The sequence below is a fragment of the Niallia sp. FSL M8-0099 genome (assembly GCF_038006945.1).
Classification (GTDB): domain Bacteria; phylum Bacillota; class Bacilli; order Bacillales; family Cytobacillaceae; genus Niallia; species Niallia circulans.
Genome location: NZ_JBBOWF010000002.1, coordinates 1,397,863 through 1,421,048 on the forward strand (window position 1 = coordinate 1,397,863; position 23,186 = coordinate 1,421,048).

21 protein-coding genes are annotated in these 23,186 nt (G+C 36.9%); 5 read left to right on the top strand and 16 right to left on the bottom strand.

Annotated elements, in window-relative coordinates:
- Positions 1–229: 229 nt before the first annotated feature.
- The 6 genes from tnpA to NSQ92_RS21455 all read right to left on the bottom strand — a co-directional run bounded on the left by tnpA (position 230) and on the right by NSQ92_RS21455 (position 5,557).
- On the bottom strand, positions 230–715 hold the full coding sequence (tnpA, locus tag NSQ92_RS21430) for an IS200/IS605 family transposase (RefSeq protein WP_047944525.1): 486 nt from the start codon (positions 713–715) through the stop codon (positions 230–232).
- A gap of 184 nt (positions 716–899) precedes the next feature.
- Positions 900–1,607 carry an ABC transporter ATP-binding protein gene (locus tag NSQ92_RS21435; RefSeq protein WP_047940871.1) on the bottom strand — a complete coding sequence of 236 codons (708 nt, stop codon included), beginning with the start codon at positions 1,605–1,607 and terminating at the stop codon, positions 900–902.
- Positions 1,607–2,389, bottom strand: coding sequence for an ABC transporter ATP-binding protein (locus tag NSQ92_RS21440; protein ID WP_047940872.1), 783 nt, complete (start codon positions 2,387–2,389; stop codon positions 1,607–1,609). The genes NSQ92_RS21435 and NSQ92_RS21440 overlap by 1 nt, the downstream gene beginning before the upstream one ends.
- Entirely contained in the window at positions 2,382–3,317 is a 936-nt protein-coding gene (locus tag NSQ92_RS21445) for a branched-chain amino acid ABC transporter permease (protein WP_047940873.1), read from the bottom strand. Before NSQ92_RS21445 ends, NSQ92_RS21440 begins: the two co-directional genes overlap by 8 nt.
- 12 nt (positions 3,318–3,329) lie before the next feature.
- Positions 3,330–4,205, bottom strand: a complete 876-nt coding sequence (locus NSQ92_RS21450) for a branched-chain amino acid ABC transporter permease (RefSeq protein ID WP_047940874.1) — start codon at positions 4,203–4,205, stop codon at positions 3,330–3,332.
- Positions 4,206–4,384: 179 nt separating this feature from the next.
- Positions 4,385–5,557 (bottom strand): ABC transporter substrate-binding protein, encoded by a 1,173-nt coding sequence (locus NSQ92_RS21455; protein ID WP_047940875.1) that lies wholly within the window; start codon positions 5,555–5,557, stop codon positions 4,385–4,387.
- A gap of 484 nt (positions 5,558–6,041) precedes the next feature.
- Here NSQ92_RS21455 and NSQ92_RS21460 point away from each other — a divergent pair, with 484 nt between their 5' ends.
- Positions 6,042–6,839, top strand: a complete 798-nt coding sequence (locus NSQ92_RS21460) for a hypothetical protein (RefSeq protein ID WP_047940876.1) — start codon at positions 6,042–6,044, stop codon at positions 6,837–6,839.
- Between the two features lie 197 nt (positions 6,840–7,036).
- On the opposite strand, the gene NSQ92_RS21465 is transcribed toward NSQ92_RS21460, so the two are convergent.
- Positions 7,037–8,119: an NAD(P)/FAD-dependent oxidoreductase gene (locus NSQ92_RS21465; protein WP_047940877.1), complete on the bottom strand. Its 1,083-nt coding sequence runs from the start codon at positions 8,117–8,119 to the stop codon at positions 7,037–7,039.
- Between the two features lie 615 nt (positions 8,120–8,734).
- Between NSQ92_RS21465 and NSQ92_RS21470 the strand changes: the two genes are divergently transcribed.
- From NSQ92_RS21470 to NSQ92_RS21480, 3 genes are read left to right on the top strand one after another with little or no spacing between them, the layout of a single operon-like run.
- Positions 8,735–9,931, top strand: coding sequence for a quaternary amine ABC transporter ATP-binding protein (locus tag NSQ92_RS21470; protein WP_061796978.1), 1,197 nt, complete (start codon positions 8,735–8,737; stop codon positions 9,929–9,931).
- Positions 9,928–10,758 (top strand): ABC transporter permease, encoded by an 831-nt coding sequence (locus NSQ92_RS21475; protein WP_095321980.1) that lies wholly within the window; start codon positions 9,928–9,930, stop codon positions 10,756–10,758. Before NSQ92_RS21470 ends, NSQ92_RS21475 begins: the two co-directional genes overlap by 4 nt.
- A 48-nt stretch (positions 10,759–10,806) precedes the next feature.
- Entirely contained in the window at positions 10,807–11,679 is an 873-nt protein-coding gene (locus NSQ92_RS21480; protein WP_095258276.1) for a glycine betaine ABC transporter substrate-binding protein, read from the top strand.
- A 197-nt stretch (positions 11,680–11,876) separates the two neighbouring features.
- Here NSQ92_RS21480 and NSQ92_RS21485 read toward each other — a convergent pair whose 3' ends face one another.
- The 9 genes from NSQ92_RS21485 to NSQ92_RS21525 form a co-directional block, all read right to left on the bottom strand.
- Positions 11,877–13,445, bottom strand: a complete 1,569-nt coding sequence (locus NSQ92_RS21485; protein ID WP_341153208.1) for a glycoside hydrolase family 43 protein — start codon at positions 13,443–13,445, stop codon at positions 11,877–11,879.
- Positions 13,426–13,869, bottom strand: coding sequence for a DUF4064 domain-containing protein (locus tag NSQ92_RS21490; RefSeq protein ID WP_047940882.1), 444 nt, complete (start codon positions 13,867–13,869; stop codon positions 13,426–13,428). Before NSQ92_RS21490 ends, NSQ92_RS21485 begins: the two co-directional genes overlap by 20 nt.
- A gap of 45 nt (positions 13,870–13,914) precedes the next feature.
- Positions 13,915–14,802, bottom strand: a complete 888-nt coding sequence (locus tag NSQ92_RS21495; RefSeq protein ID WP_341153209.1) for a pectinesterase family protein — start codon at positions 14,800–14,802, stop codon at positions 13,915–13,917.
- Positions 14,772–15,668 carry a dienelactone hydrolase family protein gene (locus NSQ92_RS21500; protein WP_412973368.1) on the bottom strand — a complete coding sequence of 299 codons (897 nt, stop codon included), beginning with the start codon at positions 15,666–15,668 and terminating at the stop codon, positions 14,772–14,774. Before NSQ92_RS21500 ends, NSQ92_RS21495 begins: the two co-directional genes overlap by 31 nt.
- The gene (locus NSQ92_RS21505; protein WP_341133385.1) at positions 15,669–17,000 is read right to left on the bottom strand and encodes a glycoside hydrolase family 28 protein; all 1,332 of its coding nucleotides are present in this window, start codon (positions 16,998–17,000) and stop codon (positions 15,669–15,671) included. It lies immediately after the preceding gene.
- A 12-nt stretch (positions 17,001–17,012) separates the two neighbouring features.
- Entirely contained in the window at positions 17,013–18,134 is a 1,122-nt protein-coding gene (locus NSQ92_RS21510; RefSeq protein ID WP_172885254.1) for a glycoside hydrolase family 88/105 protein, read from the bottom strand.
- A 141-nt stretch (positions 18,135–18,275) separates the two neighbouring features.
- Positions 18,276–19,772, bottom strand: a complete 1,497-nt coding sequence (locus NSQ92_RS21515; protein WP_047940886.1) for an extracellular solute-binding protein — start codon at positions 19,770–19,772, stop codon at positions 18,276–18,278.
- Positions 19,773–19,907: 135 nt separating this feature from the next.
- Complete coding sequence (locus tag NSQ92_RS21520; protein WP_341153210.1) at positions 19,908–20,555, bottom strand: YesL family protein; 648 nt, start codon at positions 20,553–20,555, stop codon at positions 19,908–19,910.
- A gap of 24 nt (positions 20,556–20,579) precedes the next feature.
- Entirely contained in the window at positions 20,580–21,509 is a 930-nt protein-coding gene (locus NSQ92_RS21525; protein ID WP_213084020.1) for an ABC transporter permease, read from the bottom strand.
- A gap of 570 nt (positions 21,510–22,079) precedes the next feature.
- Here NSQ92_RS21525 and NSQ92_RS21530 point away from each other — a divergent pair.
- Entirely contained in the window at positions 22,080–22,967 is an 888-nt protein-coding gene (locus NSQ92_RS21530; protein ID WP_047940889.1) for a carbohydrate ABC transporter permease, read from the top strand.
- Positions 22,968–23,186: the final 219 nt, after the last annotated feature.

Here is a 23,186-nt window from a genome sequence, read left to right on the forward strand (position 1 = left end):
AATTCTTTTCCACTTAAAAAGCGTATCTGTCATTTATGATAGAGCAAGAGAGAAATCGATGAAATGTTGATTCAACCGGGAGATTCTTCAAGAAAATAAGGACCACCCGTGAGAACGGGTGGTTTTCTCTGCGGCTGAAAGCCTTTGTTACTGACCAAACCCTAAAGGGCTACTGAAAGGTTCGCCAATTGTACTACTTCTACTGGCCAGACCTCAAAGGCCTTCTCTCCTAATTTTTTCGTTTCTTTTTCTTCACTTCTTCCCCTGTAAATGGATCAATATATTCCATCATTGTTAATTGTTCTGCGACTATATCATCTTGTATTTGATTACGGATATATTCTTCAATTACCTTCTTGTTTCTTCCTACCGTATCTACATAATATCCTGTACACCAAAATTTTCGATTTCCATACTTATATTTCAATTGTGCATGTCGATCAAATATCATCAAGCTACTTTTCCCTTTTAGATAGCCTACGAATGCTGATACACTTAATTTTGGCGGAATACTCACTAACATATGTACGTGATCCTTACACGCTGTTGCTTCTATTATCTCCACGCCTTTCCTCTCACATAAGGTACGTAAGATTTGCCCAATATCTTTCTTTATTTTCCCGTAAATTATTTGTCTTCTATATTTTGGTGCAAATACTATGTGATACTTACAATTCCAAGTTGTGTGTGCTAAACTATTATTGTCTTTTGACATAAGGACTTCCTCCTGGCTATTTATTTTCGGTTGGCGAACCAAAAAATATTTTAGCACCAAGAGGAAGTTTTTTTAATACCACGCTGTAAGCTTTTTGGAACCCTAGGCATAGCCCAGGGTTTTCTTTTCTATAATAAAAAAGAACTGTTATTCCAGTGAATAACCAGTTCTTCCAAATCTACTATTAATGCCCACCCAAATAAGCCTGCTTTAATTCATCACTTTCCTGTAATTCTTGTGCAGATCCTGATAAAACCACTTTTCCTGTTTCAATGACATATCCTCTATGTGCAATCGATAATGCCATATGGGCATTTTGCTCCACTAATAAAACCGTCGTTCCTTCTTCATTAATTTCTTGAATAACCTGAAAGATGGTACGAACAATAATCGGTGCTAATCCCATGGAGGGTTCATCTAAAAGAAGCAATTTCGGTTTTGCCATTATAGCTCTTCCCATTGCCAGCATTTGTTGTTCTCCACCAGATAAAGTACCAGCTAATTGTTTTTTTCTTTCAAATAACCGCGGAAAAATCTCATAAACCTTTTGTAAATTCTTTTGAATTTCCTGTTTATCTTTTCGTAAAAAGGCACCTAGTTCAAGATTTTCCTCCACAGTCATATTAGAAAAAACACGTCTTCCCTCTGGAACATGTGACATACCTGCCTTTACAATCGATTGTGCAGGCTTTCCTGCAATAGACTTGCCTAAATATTCTATAGAACCCTTTCTGGGCTTGATTAGACCGGATAATGTCTTTAATAATGTACTTTTCCCCGCTCCATTCGCACCAATAAGCGTTACTATTTCTCCTTCCTTAATATCAAGCGTTACTCCTTTTAATGCCTGAATATTTCCATAGTATACATTTAGATCCTTTATATGAAGCATTATTCAGCAACCTCCTCTCCTAAATAAGCTTCGATTACTTTTGGATGATTTCTAATCACTTCAGGTGTTCCCTCTGCAATTAATTGCCCATGATCCAAAACATAAATCCGCTCACAAATCCCCATAACAAGAGGCATATCATGCTCTATAAGTAAAATGGTCAGCTGAAACTTTTTGCGAATAAAGGCAATCAATTCCATCAGTTCATGTGTTTCCTGAGGGTTCATCCCTGCAGCAGGTTCATCCAATAGCAACAATTTAGGACCCGCCGCTAAAGCTCTTGCTATCTCTAAACGGCGCTGCTGACCGTACGGGAGATTTTTCGCTTTTTCCTTCATATAACGGTCGAGTTGAAAAATCTTAAGAAACTCTATTGATTTTTCCTCCATCTCCTTCTCCCCTTTAAAGTGGGAAGGGAACCGCAAAATACTGCTTAGCATAGAGTGCTTAGCCAAAGAATGGTAAGCTACCTTTACATTATCTAAAACAGATAGTTCTTCAAATAAACGTATATTTTGAAAGGTTCTACTAATCCCTCTACGTGTTACCTGAAAAGGCTGCAACCCCTTTAAACTTTTTCCGTCAAAAAGAATTTCTCCTTCTGTTGGCGCATATACACCAGTTAACATGTTGAAGGTAGTCGTTTTCCCCGCTCCATTCGGACCTATTAGTCCAATTAACTCTCCTTGATTGAGCTCTACATCAATCGCGGACACTGCTTTTAAGCCTCCAAAAGAAATACCTACATTTTTCATTTGCAATAAAGGTTCCTGCTTAGTCATTGGAATTACCTCCTTTGCGTTTAAACAAATCTGTAATTTCCTTTGTTCCCATTAATCCTTTTGGACGATAGAGCATGACGATTACTAAAACAAGGCTATATATAATCATTCTCGTTTCTGGATAATCTTGAAGATAAGTAGAAATAATGGTCAAGAAGCTTGCTGCAATAACAGATCCTGATAAACTCCCTAATCCTCCAAGGACCACGTAAATCAAAATATCAAAGGACTTTAAAAATCCAAAGTTAGTTGGGTTAATAATATAAAAGTTATGAGCTTGAAGCGCACCGGCTACCCCAGCGAATAAAGACCCTAGTGCAAAAGCGGCAACCTTATAATAAGTTGTGTTAATTCCCATTGCATCTGCCGCAATTTCATTTTCCCTAATTGCAATGGCTGCACGGCCATGTCTTGAATTAGTAAAATTAACAATGACTAGAATAGTAATAAATAAACAAATAAACGTACTTGTCCAAGTAGTCAAATGAGTAATCTGCATTCCCGCTGCCCCACCGACATAATCGATATTTAAGAAGAAAATCCGAATAATTTCTGCAAATCCTAATGTGGCAATGGCTAAATAATCGCCTCTTAATCGCAAGGTTGGAATTCCAACTAACAGTCCAGCTAGTGCGGCAACAATTCCACCAGCTAAAATAGCAATTGGAAAAGGCATTTGAAACTTCATCGTTGCAATTGCTGATACGTATGCCCCTACCGCCAAAAAGCCAGCATGACCAATTGAAAATTGTCCGGTAATTCCTATGACAAGATGCAAGCTAACTGCCAGCATAATATTGATAGCCATTAAAATAATCATATTGCTGTATAAAGTGTCAATCCAGCCGCCAGTCATCAGGAACTGAATTACGCCGTAAATAAGTGCGGACAGTATAAGGAATATCCAAAAAGCTTTTGATTTTTTCATCCTTCCAGTCACCTACACTTTCTCTTTTGTATTCTTACCAAGAATACCTGATGGTTTAAAGATAAGAATCAAAATTAAAATAATAAAAGCCGCAGCATCTCTCCATAAAGAAAAACCTAAAGCACTAACAACCGTCTCAACTACCCCTAAGATAAGTCCGCCAATCATCGCTCCTGGAATAATTCCTATTCCCCCTAAAACAGCTGCAACGAATGCCTTTAATCCTGGAATAACTCCCATTAGTGGTTCAATTTTTGTGTAATAAGCGCCGAAAATAACGCCTGCTGCTCCCGCTAAAGCAGAACCAATGGCAAAAGTAGCGGAAATAGTCCGGTCTACATTAATCCCCATTAATCTTGCAGCGTCTATATCATGAGAAACCGCCCGCATTGCTTTTCCTGTCTTCGTTTTATGAACGATAAATTGCAAAATCAACATTAATCCAACCGACGTTCCTAAAATAATTAGGGACTTACTTGTAATTTGTGCACCAAACACATCAAATGTCTTTGTTGGCAAAACGCTTGGATAGGTTTCTAAGCCCGCACCTCTAAAATAAATAAAAACATACTCGATTAATAAAGAAACCCCGATTGCTGTAATTAGGGCAGCGATTCTGGTCGCATTTCTCAACCGTTTATATGCAATTCTTTCAATGATAATCCCAAAGATAGCACAAGCAATCATGGAAACAATCAAAGCTGGAAAAAAACTAAGTCCCCAACCAGTAATAGCATAAAAGCCAATAAATGCTCCAACCATAAATACATCGCCATGAGCAAAGTTAATAAGTTTAATGATTCCATATACCATCGTATATCCTAAGGCGATAAGAGCATATATACTTCCCAAGGAAATGCCGTTAACTAGCTGTTGTATCCATTCCATCTATTTATTCACTCCCTTTTGCTAAGCATGCGTCAATGCAATAACTTTTCACATAGCCTACTGCTAATTAATTCTTATAAAAAACGTTTTTGTTCATACTCTCTATCTCTATCATTCTTTTATCTCTAATTTTCTTTCCATGGAAAATAGGGAGGCTCTCCCTCCCCATCCACCAAGTCTTATTTTGGATCAACCTTTGTTTTAAATACTTGTTTTCCATCTTGATATTCTAAAACTGTTGCTGATTTGATTGGGTTATGATTTTCATCGATTGTCACTATCCCAGTGATCAACGATAAATCTTTTGTTTTTGCCAATTCTTCTTTAATCTTATCCGAATCAGTACTTCCTGCTCTTTCAGCAGCATCTTTTAATAGATAAACAGAATCATAACCTAAAGCATTAAATGCATCTGGGCTTTTTCCGTATTCGTCCTTAAATGCTGAAACAAACTTTTGAATTTTCTCATCTGGATCTTCCGAAGAATAGTGGTTTGTAATAAACGTATTATTTAAGTTCTTTGCTCCTGCTAAATCAATTAATTTTGGAGAATCCCAGCCATCAGCACCCATAAAAGGAGCTGTTATACCCATTTCGCGCGCTTGCTTAATAATTAAGCCAACTTCTTCATAATAGCCAGGAATAAACACAAACTCTGGATTCTTCCCTTTAATTCTCGTTAATGTCGCGCTAAAATCTGTATCTTTTGCAACATAAGATTCTTCTGATACTATTTTTCCACCAGCAGCTGTAAATGTCTCTTTAAATGCTGCAGCTAATCCTTTTGCATAATCACTTGCACTATCAGCATAAATGGCAGCATTTTTGATTTTCAAATCATTAATAGCAAAATTTGCAGCCACATTTCCTTGGAAAGGATCAATAAAGGATGTACGGAATGCATACTCATTTAGCTTTCCATCCTCATTAACCGTAACGTTTGGTGCTGTACCCGACGGAGTTAATAAGACTGTTTGCTTATCATTGGCTATTTGCACTTGTGCTACTGTATCACCACTCGTAGCCGCACCTATAATTGCTGAAACCTTATCTTGGTCGATTAGCTTCAATGCACCATTAGTTGCCTCCGTTAAATCAGATTTATTATCTACCTTAACAGGAACTATTTTCTTGCCATCTATTCCACCATCTGCATTAATCTCTTTAATAGCTAAATCAATACCGCTTTCTAATGATTGTCCATATGATGCAACAGCTCCAGAAAGCTCCAGATTTACTCCAACCTTAAATTCATCCTCTTTTGATGCATTTTTACCACCAGCACTACACCCAGCCAATATTCCAGCAGCCAATGTAGAAGCTGTTATTAAAAGACTTAATTTTTTCTTCATACTAATTCTCCTCTTTTTACTTTGTTTGATTATTCTGACAATAGGAAGAAAATGACACTACATATTAAATATAAGTGCTTACCGAATCATAATTTGACTAGTCAGACTATTCGAATCATTTTTATATTGCGAAATTAATCATAACGAACTAGACAAAAATAATCAATACCCGACAAACTTCACCATAATGTTATCATTTATAACATTTAAAGGAATAAATTTCAAATTTTTTCTAACAATTCTATTAGGAATAAAATAAATCATCTTCTTTTTGTTAGTTTTTTTACCATAATAATTTGGTTTCCATGTACACTTAACAATTCATCAATATTCACCATGAATATAAGTTACTTTTTCTTACACAAATGCGACTTTCCACCTTGAAAATTTATTCATAAATTTTTTAAATTTTTTAATATAACTCATTTTTTTCTTATTTTAGGGAATATACAGTATTAATAAGGCATAGAAAGGAGTACGATGTATGAAAAAATTTCTATTTTCTTCACTCTTTATCTTTTCACTTATTGCAAGCGGCTGCTCCAATGGATCAGCCGAAAGTCAATCAAATCTGTCGACAGCGGAGAAAGCAGACGCAGCTGGACAAGCTAAAGCTAATACGGAAAAGGAACAAAATATGAAGAAATCCCCATCAAACAATGAACAGATGAAAGAAATTCGCTCTATGCTCAAGATGCAAGATAATAAATTACCGATGAAATTTCCGATCACTGATTCTGAATATATGGGAGCTAAAATTAATAAAAATGAAACAGACCAATATTCTATATCATTCTATCGAACGCAAGAACCTGTCTCCATCAATGATGAATCTTTAGATACAAATGATAATTTGCTTGCTACTTTTAAAGCAGAAACATCCCATGATAAAAACAAACAAGAGAAGCTTTTTCCCGAGGTTTCATTAGATTCAATACCAGATGAAATGAAGGTAGATTTGGGACATCATATTACTGGAATGAAGGAAGGAGCAGCGGGAAGTTCGTATTTACTTTGGAAAGAGGGACGATGGGTGTTACAAATTAAATCAATTTCTGCTGATAAGTTAGACACTACTGATATCGCAAGAAAAATGGTGGACTTTTTGGAGGAAAATGCTCTGCCCGTCCCACAGGAAAATGGAAGAATAGAAGTAAATTATCCGGAAAATGCTGATAAAGTAGAGTATATGGCGAGATGGGAAGAAGGAAATATTGTTTATACTATAGAAACGGGAGAAGTACCAATAAATGCTTTAATGATGACTGTCTCAACAGAATAATTCGTATTACTTTTAGTGAAAATCACTGGGTTCCAGTCAAAACTTGATGCTTTTCAGCCAAAATTGAGAAATCAACCAAAGCTCGCTACTTTTCCCATCTAACAAAAAAGATCTATTGGATAAGCGGAAATCCGTCTTCTCCAATAGATCTTTTGTCTATGCAATAAAAATGTGGACCAAGTAGCGATCAATTGAAATCAAGCTCGTATTTTCATTACTGAACAATCATCGCATTGAATCATATTTTTTATTAATTCTTTATTCTTCTCTTCAAATAGTTCATTATGTGAAGAGACCATTGCGCTATTACTTGCCTCTGGCTGAATATATAATTTAGCTTTATTGACTGCATTTGCTGCGTCTTGAAAAGCACCGGCAATTAAATGGACTTTACCTTCATGCTTTAGAATATCTCCAGCAGCAAATATTCCTGGCACAGATGTCTCACTATTAGCATTACCTGCTATGTAGAAATCTTCAAGCATGTCAATTTTTAATTTACTATTTTTTAAAAGCGACGAATCCATTTCATAGCCATGATTGATAACTACTTCGTCTACTTTTAAAGTCTTTATCTCTTCTGATTGTGTATTCGTTAATTCAACAGAATCAATACGATCATGATTTTCATTCGCAATCAGTTTAGTAATAGAGGTATGGAACAAACACTCTACATTGCTTTCTAGCAATTCTCTCGCTTTTGCCTCATGACCAGCAAGTGTATCTTTTCTACATGTTAAATACACCTTCTTAGCTATCGGCTCTAGTTCAAGAGCCCAATCCACGGCAGAGTTTCCGCCTCCAGAAAGAACAACTACTTTATCTCTAAAATGCATTAAGGATTTTACCGTATAGTTTAGGTTTGCCACTTCGAATCTTTCGGCACCTTCAATTTTTAATTTTTGCGGAGTGACGATTCCGCTTCCTACCGCCACAATGACTGTTTTGGAATAATGAACTTCTCCTGAGTCTGTTTCCAGCAAGAAAATTCCTTCCTCATTTTTGGAGATAGAATGAATCTTCGTATTTGTCACTACTTCTGGGTTAAAGGTCAGTCCCTGTTGGACAAGCTGTTCTCTCAACCTTTCCCCTGGCATTGGAGTGATGCCGCCAACATCCCAGATCATTTTCTCTGGATATAAATGCAGCTTTCCGCCTAACTGTGGTAAAAATTCAATAACTTTTGTCTTCATTTCTCTAAGCCCACTATAAAAAGCAGAATATAGACCTGCTGGCCCGCCGCCAATTATCGTCACATCGAATAGTTCTGTATGATCCATTAACCCGCTCACTCCTATATTGAAAGTTTTATACTATCTATATATGATTAACTCATTCAGTTTATTAGTTAAATTGATTATCATTCTCATTTACATACTACCTTGTTTTTGGAATTTTTTCAATCCTATCTAGTAACTTTTAAACAACATTTTGTGAAATAAAACAATCTCTTTACTTAGAATATAGAACTAACTGCCAGTTTTAGATCGTACTTGCTTTTTATAAACGAAAAGTCAGAATCTAGAGTTATTTAGTGAATAAGGTAGTATTTATAAGTATTCAGTATATTTAATTTAATCAGAAAAAACTTTACGAACGATATAAACAGGATATGCTATATTTTCACGTTTGCACTGCCTATTATTTGTTTTATATAATAAGAAGGACTCTACAGGAGAAGGATATGGATAAGTCCCATTGCCATACTGGGAGTAACAACAAGCAAGTAATACTATATCAAACTAATTTTTACCCAAAGTTCCACTAAATGTATTGCCATAATACTCGCTTAATTCCTACTATTCCTCTAAAAATAATCGGTTTTATTTTTTATTTCCTATTTATTTATCCATATTCGGAAATTCTCCTAAATAAAAAAGAAGGAGAAGTGATTAATGCCTAAAATTGAAATTAAAAATCTTACAAAAATATTTGGGGGAAACCCAAAAGAAGGGCTGAAAAGACTACAGGCTGGCGAAGATAAAACAAAAATACTGAAAGAAACTGGAATGACAATTGGTGTTGATAATGCCTCTTTCCAAGTAAAACAAGGAGAATTCTTTGTCATAATGGGATTATCCGGCAGTGGAAAATCTACTCTTATACGTCTTATTAACCGACTGATTGAGCCAACTTCAGGTGAAGTGCTAATTGACGGGAAAAACATTACTACCATGAATAAAAAGGAACTTATTGATATACGACGTAAAAAGCTCAGCATGGTTTTTCAGAATTTTGCGTTATTTCCAAATCGAACTGTGCAAGAAAATGTTGAATATGGTTTAGAAATCCAAGGACATCCGAAGAGTGATCGTTCAAAAAAGGCTATTAAAGCCATTCATGATGTTGGCCTAAAAGGCTATGAGGCAAGTTTCCCTCATCAACTTAGCGGCGGGATGCAGCAAAGGGTAGGTCTTGCTAGAGCATTAGCAAATGATAGCGATATTCTTCTAATGGATGAAGCATTCAGTGCCTTAGATCCACTTATTCGCAAAGAAATGCAAGATGAACTTATCCGTTTACAAAACAAGCTAGGAAAAACAATTATTTTTATCACTCACGACTTAGATGAGGCTCTTAAGCTCGGTGATCGTATTGCCATCATGAAAAATGGCTCGATTGTACAGTTAGGGACAGCTGAAGAAATTTTGGAAAATCCAGCGAATGACTATGTATCGACATTTGTAGAAGATGTTGATCGTTCGAAAGTGTTAGTTGCTGGTCAAATTATGAAACAGCCCGATCTTATTACCACTTGGAAAGATGGTCCAAGGATGGCCGTAAGAAAAATGGAAGAAGCCGGTCTATCCAGTATCTTCGTAGTAGATAAGGATAAACAGCTAAAAGGCATTCTTACTATTGATGCTGCCATTAATGCCTATAAGGAAAATAAGTGGGTTGAAGACGTATTAGAACACGACTTCCATTCTACTACATACGATACCCCATTAAATGATTTAATTGGAGTTGCGGCAGAATCAAAATTCCCTATTGCCGTTACAGAAAATAATAGATTGTTAGGAATCATCGTTCGAGTCTCTATATTGTCTGGACTAATTCTCGGAAAAGAACAAAAGGAGGCTATCATATGAACTACTTCTTCTTTCCATTAGAAGAATGGACAAATCAATTTGTAGACAATTGGCTGCTGCCGGTTTTAGGTGACTTTTTCAACTCCTTCAGCGGAGTGTTAAGCATATTTATAAATGCTGTCACCAATTTATTCACCTTTATCCCTGCTGAAGTAATAGCAATCCTTTTAGCACTTTTAGCTTGGCGCCTTGCGGGAAAAGGAATAGCTCTTTTTACCATTATTGGTGCTCTTTACTTAGGTTCGGTAGGTCTATGGACAGGTGCTATGCAAACTCTATCTATTGTTATTGTAGCAACCTTTTTCTCCATTGTTGTTGGGGTTCCCTTAGGAATATTCACTGCTAAAAATCGAACATTGGATCATATTATCCGACCATTACTTGATTTCATGCAAACACTACCTAGTTTTGTGTATTTAATCCCTGCTATTCTACTCTTTGGTTTAGGAGAAGTTCCAGCTGTTATCTCTACCTTCGTTTTCGCTACTCCACCAGCAGTCCGTATGACAAGCTTGGCCATTAAACAAGTTCCCGCTGATATCGTAGAAGCTGCTAAAGCTTTTGGTTCTACTTCTTGGCAGCTGCTCGTAAAAGTTCAGTTACCTAATGCTATTCCAACCATTATGGCTGGAATTAACCAAACTATTATGTTGGCATTATCCATGGCTGTTATTGCATCTATGATTGGTTCTCCTGGACTAGGAAGCACTGTTTTATCCGGTATCTCTAGTGTAAATGTTGGATTAGGTCTTACCGGTGGACTTGGGATTGTTGTTCTCGCCATCATCCTGGATCGAATAACGCAGGGATTAGGAAAAAAAGCATAAAAACAAACAATCTACCAAATTAACAGGAGAAAGGAAGTATACGAATTTATGAAAAAATTAAAACTTAGCTTTTTGATGTTATTACTATTCACTCTTTTAATTGGCTGTTCCTCCCAAAACCAAAATACAGGAGGTAGCGAGTCAGGAGATTCTAAAACTGTTACTTTCGGTGTTACTCCTTGGACTAGTACCATCCCGCCAACAAAAGTTGCTAAACTATTATTAGAAGATATGGGCTATACGGTTAAGGAGAAAAATGCAGATGCAGGCGGCGTTTATACAGGACTTTCCCGCGGTGACTTAGATGTATTTATGGATGCTTGGCTGCCTGATATGCATGCAAATTATATGAATCGATACAAAAATCAATTAGAAGACTTAGCAGTCAGCTATAAAGAAGGGGAGCTTGGCTGGGTCATTCCCTCTAACATAGAGGGCATTGACAGTATCGAAGATTTAAAAGGAAAAGAAGATCTCTTTGGCGGAAAAGTGTACGGTATTGAAGAAGGTGCCGGAATGACCGTCACTTCTAAGGAAATGATTGAAGAATATGGATTAGATTTAGAATATGTTGCTTCTAGTGAAGGTGGCATGCTGGCACAAGCCTCTAAGTTTATCAAAAGTGGCGATCCTGTCCTTTTCTTAGGATGGCGTCCACATCCAATGTTTGTTGATTATGATTTAAAAGTATTGGAAGATCCAAAAGGTTTCTTTAAGACATCAGAAGTTCACGTAGTTGTAAATAATGGTCTAAAGGAAAAATCCCCTGAGGTTCATGAATTCCTAAGCAACTGGAGCATGCCTGTTGAAGATATTGAAGAAATGATTGTTAAAATCGAAGATGGCGCTGATGAGGAAGAAGTTGCACAGGAATGGATCGATAATAATCAAGATAAGGTGAAAGCTATGTTAGGGAAATAAATGATGAAGCGGTTGGGACACAAGTATTCCAACCAATATAAGCCCTGGACAATTATATGGAGATTCTTATGCGATCTTCATATAATTGTCCAGGGCTTTTTTTTGGAAAGAGGATTGATGGTAATTGCTATCCACAGCGCTAGCACCGATCCGCTTCGTTATTACATTCCTATGGGAAATGACAGAAGTAGATTCAATCAATTACTATCTAATCCCTCATAACGGAAGTATGCGAAATCAGCGTATGTACTTGCTTTTTTATCCATATCGTGGACTGCTATCCCAATGAAATTTCCGGTAAATCCCCCTGCCAAAAATAGGAGGTCTTGGCTGCTGGTTACTTCTCGCCAAGAATGTTCTTCATCTGAACGAAAGTAAAAGTTTCCTCTCGCTCCGTTTCCAATAACCTTTAGCTGCACTTTTCCTGCAGTAATCGTTATGATGGCCGGATCTAGTTGAAATTGTCCATTTTCGCAACGCATAAAGCGAAGAACTCGGCCTCTTTCTTCATCAAATGTCACGTAAGCATATAGATAATTGCTATCATTTAAATAAAGCATGAGACCAGCCATTTGATTAAAGGTAGTAGGGTGAAATTCTACGCTTGTTTCGGCCTGAAAGTGAAAGTCTTTTTGACGAATGGCAAGAATATGATGCTCGAACAAGGACTGAATGGATTCCCCTGCAAACATACGTAAATAATTAGATCTACTTGTTAAATCACACCAAGAGTCATCTGCTAAAATACGTAAAGTATTCCACTCTTTTTTTAAAGAGCCTGTAAAGTCATCCTCGAAATCAGTATTGTTTTGAAAAATTACTTGTTCGCGCGTAACAATTTCAGTCAACAAGCTGGGTCCATTTGTACCAGATGAAAGGCGAAGCCAGCCGTCCTCTGTCCAATAAACCTCTTCTATCGCTGTTTCTCTTCCTAGTATCGCGGCTTTATTTTGTAATGGTCTAGTACATAAATAAACCATATACCAATTTCCAAGGGACGTCTGCACGATACTTCCATGTCCTGAACATTGGAGCGATGACTCAGGTTTATCACTTGCTGTAAGCATAGGATATTCTGGATCTAATTCATAGGGTCCTGTTATTACCTTTGAGCGGCAGACAGTTACTGAATGCCCTTTCCCAGTCCCTCCTTCTGCCGTTATTAAGTAGTAATAGTCTCCATAGTAATAGAGATGAGGAGCTTCCGTTTTAGCTAATTCTGTCCCATCAAATAGTTTATAAACAGGTCCAATCAGCGTTTGATTCTTAGCATCATATTCCTGCATGACAATACCTGCTGATTTATTTCCTGTTATCATACGATAATCCCATATTTCGTTTAACAGCCATTTGCGTCCATCTTTGTCATGAAATAAGGATGGGTCAAATCCGCTGCTGTTTAGATATACAGGACTTGACCATGGACCATTTATACTTGGCGCGGTAATCAAATAGTTATGACAATCCTTAAATGGTCTTTTTGTACTTTTAACATCTGTATAAATAAGGTAGAACAGCCCCTCTGAATAACTAATTTGCGGAGCCCATATGCTGCCATTTTGTGGATTTCCTCTTAAATCAACTTGATTCGTAATAATATCTGTCTCATGTTCCCAATTTACTAAATCATTAGACTGATAGATTCGTACTCCTGGCAGCCATTCAAAAGAGGAAACAGCAATATAGTAAGTATTATCTACCCTTAAAATATTGGGATCTGGATTAAAACCACGTAAAATAGGATTTTTAATAGTGGTTCGATACATAGCCTTCTCCTTTCTTACTCACATTAACTCCTTTTCGCAACAAACATAACGCTCCTGCTAGAAAAAAGAGAAAGGCGATGGGAAAAGCAATAAATTGGGTACCTATCAATGTTGAAAATCCAGCAACGAGATAGAGGACTCCAGCCCATCTCGGATGTCGATTTCTCCAGATGAAAGCAGTCGCAACTATAACAAATGCTAGGACGAGTATTAGTGTAATACCGAACCATATAGCTAAGACATTCATGGCTTCTAAACTATCCTGCATCTCACCGGAAGAAACGCCTTCCTGCAGAATAGGAAAGACTGTTTCTTTATATGTTTCTGTATCCATGGAGGTCATTGTTAGCGAAAATCCTCCTAGAAATAGAACACTTAACACCATTCCTGCCATCCCAATTATTACTTCCCATTTCCGTTTCATTTCCCTCGTTCCCTTCTCCTAGTCTCTAACTGATTAGAGGCTCAACTAAGCATAGTAATTTTCTATTTCCCGAAATGTTACTGTTTCTCGATTCTCTTTCTTTCCCCAATCGTCCCATTTATCCGAGTGAATATGAGCCCCTATTCTACATTGAGAAAAAGTTACATTGGCGTATGGTCTCCACGGCCGCCCTAAAAAGACATTAGATACATCCTTATCTGCTGTTAAATAGCAACGAGAAAATAGGAAGCCATTTTTCCCGATCGCAGTACTTGCTGCCGTAATATATCCTGGCAGGTTGTTAGGCCGTTTAAGAGATTTCAATTCACATTCTTCAAACTTTGCTTCTCCTCCACCAAATATATAATCAACGGTTCCCTCAATAGAACAATGGATAAAGGTCGTTATATTGTTCTGAAAGTTATTTTTTATCTCTGGTGTTGAAAAAGGAGTTCCATCCTTTTGTACATCTGGCAATGGACCGAGACAAACGGTATCTTGGTACCCTTTTATGGAACAATTTTTAAAGCTAACTTTGTTTCCTTCACTATATAAAGCAACTGCTTGCCCCACTATTTCTCCCGGCTCCGAATTATTTATGATTTCGATATTTTCTATCCAGATATTCTCTCCATTGATAAAAAGAGTCGCTGTTTGAAAAGTACCAATTTCACAACCAAACTCATCCAATTGCCGTGCATACTTATTTCCAATAATCCGGACCGTTCCTATTCCAAACAACTTGCGATTTGATTGATAAAGAAGGATATTTTCATAGTAATCTCCACCTAGGATGATGAATGTAACAGGTCTCTCGATATTGGAACAATGCATAATGGCTTCCTGAATACTCATAAAATCACAATCATTGCCTTTCCCAATGACAAATTGAAGTTCATTTTTCATAAATGCTTCTGCAAAAAGTTTTCCCATTGCTTTCTCATTTCCTTTGTCTCTTGATGACCGCCAGTTACAATTTGGCTGTTCCACTGATTCTTTGCATCATATTTTCCATATATTTTTCCTAATTCCTCATCTAGCAGCATTACGCCTTCCAGCGGACACATGCGGTCATCTTTTCCAACAAGACTCAAGCGTGGTCTTGGGGCAATTAACGATTGCACAGCTAAAGTAGAAAACTGCTTTAAAAAGCCTGGCACATAATAATAAAAACCATGATGATCTAGGCCCCGTTTCTGCCTTAATGTTTCTATATGTACCTGTGCAGCTATATCTACGGTTACTTTTATGCGATCATCTAGTGCTGCCATCCACCAGCTCATAAGGCCTCCCATTGACATTCCAATCGTCGCTACTCTGTTTTGGTCGATGTCCGTCCTTTCCACAAGATAATCTAGAAAAGCAATATTATCAAAGATCCGCATCCCCCATAGCGTTCTTCCATCTAATAACATTTCTTTGACTAACTCGCTCTCTAATTTACCTTTCCGCTCACTAAATCCCCACATATCAATGGATCCTACAGCATATCCCAAATTTGTTATAGCCTCGACAAAAGATGGGGATTGTAAGTAACTGTTACTTATTAACAGCTCTTCTTTTCCCTGTTCGAAATTCCCCCCATGTGAATGATTAAAGAGGACGATAGGCAGCGGACCTTCCTTGTTTAGAGGCTTGGCAACATAAGCAGGTACGGATTCCTCCTCATTTAATTGCAGCATGAGGCTTTCTAATACATAGTTATCTTTCTCTTCCCTCCTTATTAGCTGCACCTTCCTATCCTTTGCATGTGGATAATCCCCTAATAACTCTATTAGCCTTTTTCGCTGTTTTTCCACTTACGCCTTCACTTCCTTCAAGAGCGCTTCTTCCTTCTTTGTATTTTTAGACTTACAGTTTATTAACTCGATATCCTCACAATTTTCGAGATAAAAAGCTGGACCTTCATGGTTTTCAACCGTTACCCGGTTAAATAAAATATCCTTTGCAAAACCGACATAAAAGCCCCGGTTATTCATATCTTTTATGCCTGCCATCATTGCTGGTTTTCCAGGAATCGCATCTACCGCCAAAGAAATATCCACTTGGTTAAAAGTTAGTTCTGATATATATTGCTCGGCTAAACCGTATATGAATCCGGCTGCAGCATGAACATTCCTAGCCGTTATATTGGCAAAATGAATGCGCCTAAACATCGGAGTCTCATTAGTTACTGGGTAAGGATTTTTATCCCATACGTATTTGTCCTTTCCTTTAGGACCACAGAAATAATATAAATTTAAAATGAACGGACAAATTACACCTTCCATTACGATATTACTTACACGAATATCTTCAACGACTCCTCCACGCCCTCGTCTAGACTTCAGCCGAATGCCACGATCTGTATCCTGAAAGACACAGTTACTAATGGTGACATTTCGAATATTACCGCTCATCTCACTGCCAAGCACTACTCCTCCATGTCCATGAACCATGGTACAATTTGTAATCGTTATATTTTCACAAGCTACTCGCTCTGCCGTATCCTCTGTTCCTGCCTTAATCGCAATGCAATCGTCCCCTACATCAATATGACAATTACTGATTCTAACATTCATGCAGGATTCTGGATCAATGCCATCTGTATTTGGTGAATCTTGCGGATTATGAATTTTTATATTATCGATCGTAATGTTGTTACTGCATATGGGGTTAACCGTCCAACTTGGAGAATTTATTAAGGTCACATCTTTAATCGATACGTTTTCACAACCATCTAGGCTAATCAATTTTGGCCGCGGATAAAGCAGCTTCTCTCGCTCATTTCGAAAAAGATGCCACCATTTCTCTCCATTTCCGTCAATGGTTCCAAAGCCAGTGATCGCAATATGCCGGCTATTTTCTGCGTATAAGCATGAAGCATATACTTCTCTAGCGACACCTTCCCATCTAGACGTAACAACGAAATAGTCCGCTTGCTGATCAGAGAATTTCAATACTGCTCCTGCGGCTAAATGAAGTTCAATATGATTCTTTAAAAAAAGCCCACCTGTCAGAAACTCACCTGGCGGGATAACAATTCTGCCTCCTCCATTTTCATATGCCTTATCTATCGCCTTCTGAATCGACTCTGTACATATACTCCCATCATTCTCTGCACCGAAATCAGTGATAATATAATCGCTCATTTTATAATCTCCTTATTCGTTAATAACTTCCTCCACTTCCACTAATGCCTGTAAAAAGGCCCCTAAGCCTTTTTGGTCATTGCAAATAATTGGTTCACTAATATAATAGGTATAAGTTCCGTCTCGTTTGTCAGCTCCGCCAAGTCCTGCTACCTGACAATTTTTATTTAAATTGACCCATCCCTCTTTTGTCAGCAAAACAAATTCATCTAATAATCCTTGATAGCCTTTCTTTAATGGATGCAGCCATTCTTGTTTTTCTAAAACTCCAAGGCGTATCCCTTTTGCAATAGAACATACGTACATACTGCTTGCAGACGCCTCCAAATAATTTCCCTTTTCCCCTTGCTTATCGACTACCTGATACCAAACACCCTTTTCCTTATCCTGATAGTTTAGTAATGCTGCCAATGTATTCTTAAGAATTTTTTCTAAAAAAGGGCGATCAGGTGTATCCTTTGGAATAATTTCTAATGTATCTACTAATGCCATGACATACCATCCCATGGCTCTTCCCCAAAAATTCTCTGATAGTCCTGTCTCTTTATTAGCCCATGGCTGGACTTTCTTCTCATCCCATGCATGATAAAGAAGCCCTGTCTTTTCATCTAATAAGTGTTGATAACTGATTTTGAATTGGTGAAGTATATCGTCAAGACCTTCTCCATCTCGATATTCCATTTGATATTGCGCATAGAATGGCGCCCCCATATATAAGCCATCCAGCCAAATCTGATACGGATAAATTTGCTTATGCCAAAAAACACCTTCTGATGTTCTTGGATGCAGCTCTAATTGGGATTTCAATAAATCGGCTGCTTGCCGATACTTTTCCTCTCCCGTTTGTTTAAAAAGTTGAAATAGTAATTTTCCATTGTTAATATGGTCAATATTAAATTCTGATACTTCATATCCTTTAATCGTTCCATCCGGTTGAACAAAATAATCGAGATTTTCTTTTATAAAATGCAAATATTTCTCCTTGCCTGTTCGTTTCCAAAGGTTTTCAAACCCTTTTAAAACAACTCCATAATCATAAGACCATTTTCCGTTATAGCCTCTATCTTCATATAATCGTGGAAGTCTTTCCATAATGGATTGTGCTGTTCTCTCTGACCAACTCATTTCTGCCATTCTTATATTCTCCCATCCTATTTAGATTCTTTATAAAGCCTCTTCATGAAGATTGTTGCTTGCCTTATAAAAATCTTGTTTTTAAATTTTTTAAGGTGAGTGTCTAGCCGAAATCTGCTTTCCCCTCACCTTTATTCAAAATTATTTCGTTTGTTCGTATGCTGCTTTATATTCCTCTTTAATCGTGTTTCCGCCAGAATCTCCCCATGTCTTTACAGCCTGTTTGAAGCCATCCAGATCTATTTCGCCTAAAATATACTGGTATGTGGCATCAGTAATAATCTTTTGTAATTCTGATCCTTGTGATGTATTGGTTGCAGATTCTAAAGAATAAGCAGGATTTAACACGGCATAATTCGCATTGTCTGCAATCATTTCATCTGCTAATGCTTTAATTGGGTTTGGATCTTTCAAATTATAGCCTGACTCTTTTGGTCTAGAAGCCGCGAATGGCTGCACTTCCTGTGTCCATAAATCCTGATTGATAATTTCATATGAATCATCATCTGTTAGTTTATAATGGACATCTTCCAAACCATATGTCATTAATGTGTAAATTTCTGGATCTAGTAAATCATTTACAAACTTAAGAATTCTCTTTAATTCTGCTTCATCCTTTACTTCTGAACGCGGAAAGGCCAATAATCCGCCAATTCCATTATTTGCAGCCCAAATGGCACGTTCAGGATTAGATTCCGATACCATATCGTTCACTAATGCTAATTCCATATTATCTTGGATGCCTGCAGCCATCGTTTGCAGGTTTTTAGCATCGAAAAGGGCACCAATATAAATTCCTGCTTTTCCCTGTGCAAAGCTTTGCTGCTGGTCTGTTTTTGCTGTAACAGCAAAGTCTTTATTTATCCAGCCATTGCTATACAGCTCCTTCATATAATCCATTGTTTTTACATAACCATCCGTTTCAAATTCCGGAATGAAGTCTCCATTTTCATCCATTTCCCATACATTAGGTGTACCGAAATAAGAACTTAATGTTTTAAAGGCTCCATATATTAAATCGTTCCGATCTACAAATCCAGTTGTATCATTTTGCCCATTACCATCAGGATCATTTTCTGTAAACGCTTTCGAAACTTCCATTAATTCATCAACAGTCTTCGGAACTTCAAGACCTAAATTATCAAGCCAGTCTTTACGTAAAACGACACCATTACGTGCTAAATCCTTCTGAAAGGGAATACCATAGAGCTTTCCTTCTATGGAAGCAGAATCACGTACATCTTGTGAAATTTCCTTTAGATTAGGGAATTCATCTAAATAATCTTCTACATTCCAAAACATTCCAGACTTCAATGCATTACGGACAGAGGAATTTTCCAGAATAGTTAATGTAACAATATCGGCTAATGAATCAGAGGCTAATGCAGTATTAATTCTTTCTTCTTTTGAAGCGTCCGGTATCCACGAAAATTTAATTTCAGCATTCGTTTTCTCTTCGATTTTATCTAAAATAGTATCTGTTGGAGGAGATGCCGTATGTAGAATATTCAGCCACGTAATTTCAGCCTTACTATTTTCATCATACGTCCCAGATGATTGTTCCTTTCCTCCACTACAACCCGCTAATAACAACATACCTGCTAAACTAATACTGGCTAACTTTGATAGTTTTTTCATTTAAACGCTCCTTTACAATTTGATAAAGCGAAAGTTCCATCAATGAATGTTTGCACTGATTAGTGGAACCATTCGGTTCTATATCGATGCTTTCCCACCTATCTTCCCCGAATTGGATAAGCTTAAAATTAAGTCTTACTGTCCGTTAAGCGTAGGATAGACGGTTGTATCTTCTACTTCTTCTGTATTTTGTAATTCCATTCTAGTAAACACTTGATTTGCTGTCCAAGTAATCATATAAAATAAGAAACTAATACCGAAGAAAGTGAGAATCCCAGGAAAAAATGTGATTGCTGTCCAATAGGTAGCGCCAATCACAACAAACAATAATAGAGAATATTGCAAGCAAGAAAAACCAAAGATAAAGGACATCTTTATGCGAAAGAATATTCCTTTCCAGTTATAATGAGCCATTAATGGATAAATATAAACGGCAGAAAGGAAATATAACGAGAATATGATCATCAAGCATACTTTGAGATACCAGTTTGTAACATGGAGTAAATCGATTACTAACATATAGCCGAGTAGTAAATAAATCCAGCTAGTAACTATGGATTCCTTGAAGGACTCTTTGTAATACTTCCAATAAGAAGAAAAGATAGGGAGACTGGTATTTCCCCTCATCCACTGTCTCATGATACTAACTAGTGCATAGGTTGCTGGTCCTGCCCCAAATATCCCCAATCCTAATAAAGTAAAGAGCCACCAGAGGAAATTCACATAAACTAAGTTTAATATTGTTGTAAAAATGTGATTTATTTTTTCCACTGATTTTAACATCCAATTCCTCACTTTCTCCTAACTTTAATAAACCCCATCCTCACCAAACTTCTTGGCAAGCTTATTTGAAAGCATAACTAAAACTAATCCTACTAATCCCTTAAATAAACCAACAGCCGTACTAAAGCTTAATTGTCCATTCTTCAAACCAGCTGTATAAATATAGGTGTCAAAAATCTCTGCGACACTTCTATTTAATGAATTCAATAAGAGATACATGTGTTCAAATCCTAAATCTAACGTGCTGCCAATTTTTAAGATTAATAAAGTAATAATTACTGGTCGAATGGCCGGTAATGTTACATGCCATGTTTTGCGCAGTCGTCCTGCTCCATCCATTTCCGCTGCTTCATATAATTGAGTATCTACAGCTGTAATAGCGGCGATATATATGATAGTAGACCAGCCTAATTCTTTCCAAATTACTTGTGCAATATAAACGGTTCGCGTCCAATCAGGCGAAGTTAAAAAACTGACTTTATTAAAGCCCATTGCTGCTAACATTTCATTAATCAATCCACCATCAACATTTAAAAAGACATATGTAATGGAAACAATAATTACCCATGACATAAAATGGGGGATATAAATTAACGTTTGGATACCAGATTTAAAATATTTGTTTTTGACTTCATTTAGCATAAGCGCTAAGATGATCGGCATGGGAAAGAAAATGAAAATATTTAAAGCAAATAAAATAAGTGTATTACTTAAAAGCATAAAAAAGGTTGGTTCTGTAAATAAGCGAATAAAATGCTTCATCCCTACCCATGGGCTGCCCAAAATCCCTAAAAACGGTTGATAATCTTGAAAAGCAATGATCAATCCGCCCATCGGTAAATATTTGAAAATAATAAAATAGAGAAAGCCAGGGAAAATCATTAAATATAGAAGTTTGTTCTTTCTCATATTAGCCCAAGTTTTTTGTCTTCTAATCTTCTTTCGCTGCTTCATAGTTAACTCAGGTAATGTCTGATCATTAGGCTTAATGACGCTTTCCATTATTTACCTCCTTACTTTATGGTGTGATGTTTAATTCATACCTTAAGCATATGGAAAAAGCATAATTACGTATATAATCATTATTTGATAACGCTTACAAAACCTTATTCTATCGATAGTTTCCTCTTCCCCACCCAATGTAATGATTACCATTTTGTCCAAATGATTATCTGCCTTTTCAATCGAAAAAAACGAACTCGGTAAGCGTTTTCTTTTCCTGAAATAGTGATTATATACGTAATTATCTTCTCTTGATAAAGTAACTTTATAGTAAGAGAGTAGATCTATTTCTTAGGCTGTTTTCTACAAAGAGTGTTGACTTTATGAAGGCTTCTAAAAGGATCTGCAGATATTTGCCATACGGATAGCAAAGTGTATTCCCAGCTGCGGAAAAAGAAAACAACTTTATGAAACGGACCTTTCCTTAACTGCTTGTGGCTCGGTTTACAGTCTTAATCCGAGCAATAAAACATCATCATTAGTTGTAAGTTGTAGTTAGACAAAATAAGAAGGAGGATCTATATGGAAAAAGTGTATAAAAATAAGAAAATAACAAAAGGAGGACGGGTTTTTTCCATTATTAATGGAACCATTTTAATCATTATTGCCTTAATTTGTTTTCTGCCTTTTGTAAATGTTATAGCTAGTTCCTTTGCTTCTACACAAGAAGTTGTAGCTAAACGATTTATTCTGATTCCTGAAACTTTCTCATTAGATGCATACCGTTATATTCTTTCTACGCCAACACTCTTTAAGTCTTTAGCGGTATCCGTTGGCGTTACTGGCGTCGGTACTTTAGTAAGTATGGTCCTAACATCTTTGATGGCCTATGGCTTATCACGTAAATATCTTAATGGAAGAGGATTTCTTAACTTTCTTGTTGTATTCTCTATGTTATTTAGCGGTGGCATGATCCCTACCTTCTTAGTAGTTAAAGCCTTTGGATTAATTGATTCTTATTGGTCTTTGATACTGCCTGTAGCAATTAATGCGTTTAATTTAATTATTATGAGAAACTTCTTTCAAGCACTACCGGATAGTTTAGAAGAATCAGCTAAAATGGATGGCTGCACAGATTTAGGAGTCTTTTGGAAGATTATGCTGCCATTGGCACTACCATCTATTGCGACCATTTCTTTGTTTTATGCCGTTACCTATTGGAATACTTATATGACAGCTATTCTTTATATTAATGATTCTACGAAATGGCCAATTCAAGTTTTATTGCGACAGATTGTTATTGTTTCAAGCGGCATGCAAGCAGAAGGTTCGTCAGTTGACGTTATTCCACCTGCGCAAACGATTAAGATGGCCGTTATTGTTATAGCAACAGTACCAATGCTTATTGCATACCCATTTGTTCAAAAATATTTTGTCAAAGGAGCGTTGGTAGGCTCTGTAAAGGGATGACCTTACAGAAAAGATGCTTTTATTGACAGCAATTTGTTTACCAGTCAACAAAACGATATTCTAGTAACTTATATCCTCATACATTTAAAAGAGAACCCTTTCTCATCTGGCTTGTCCTTACCGGTTATGATGTTATCTCTTATTCTCACAGAAATTCAGGATGTGCTCAAGACTATCTTAATTGCGGTTCATAAAAAGCGTGCAAGAATAAGCTCTTTC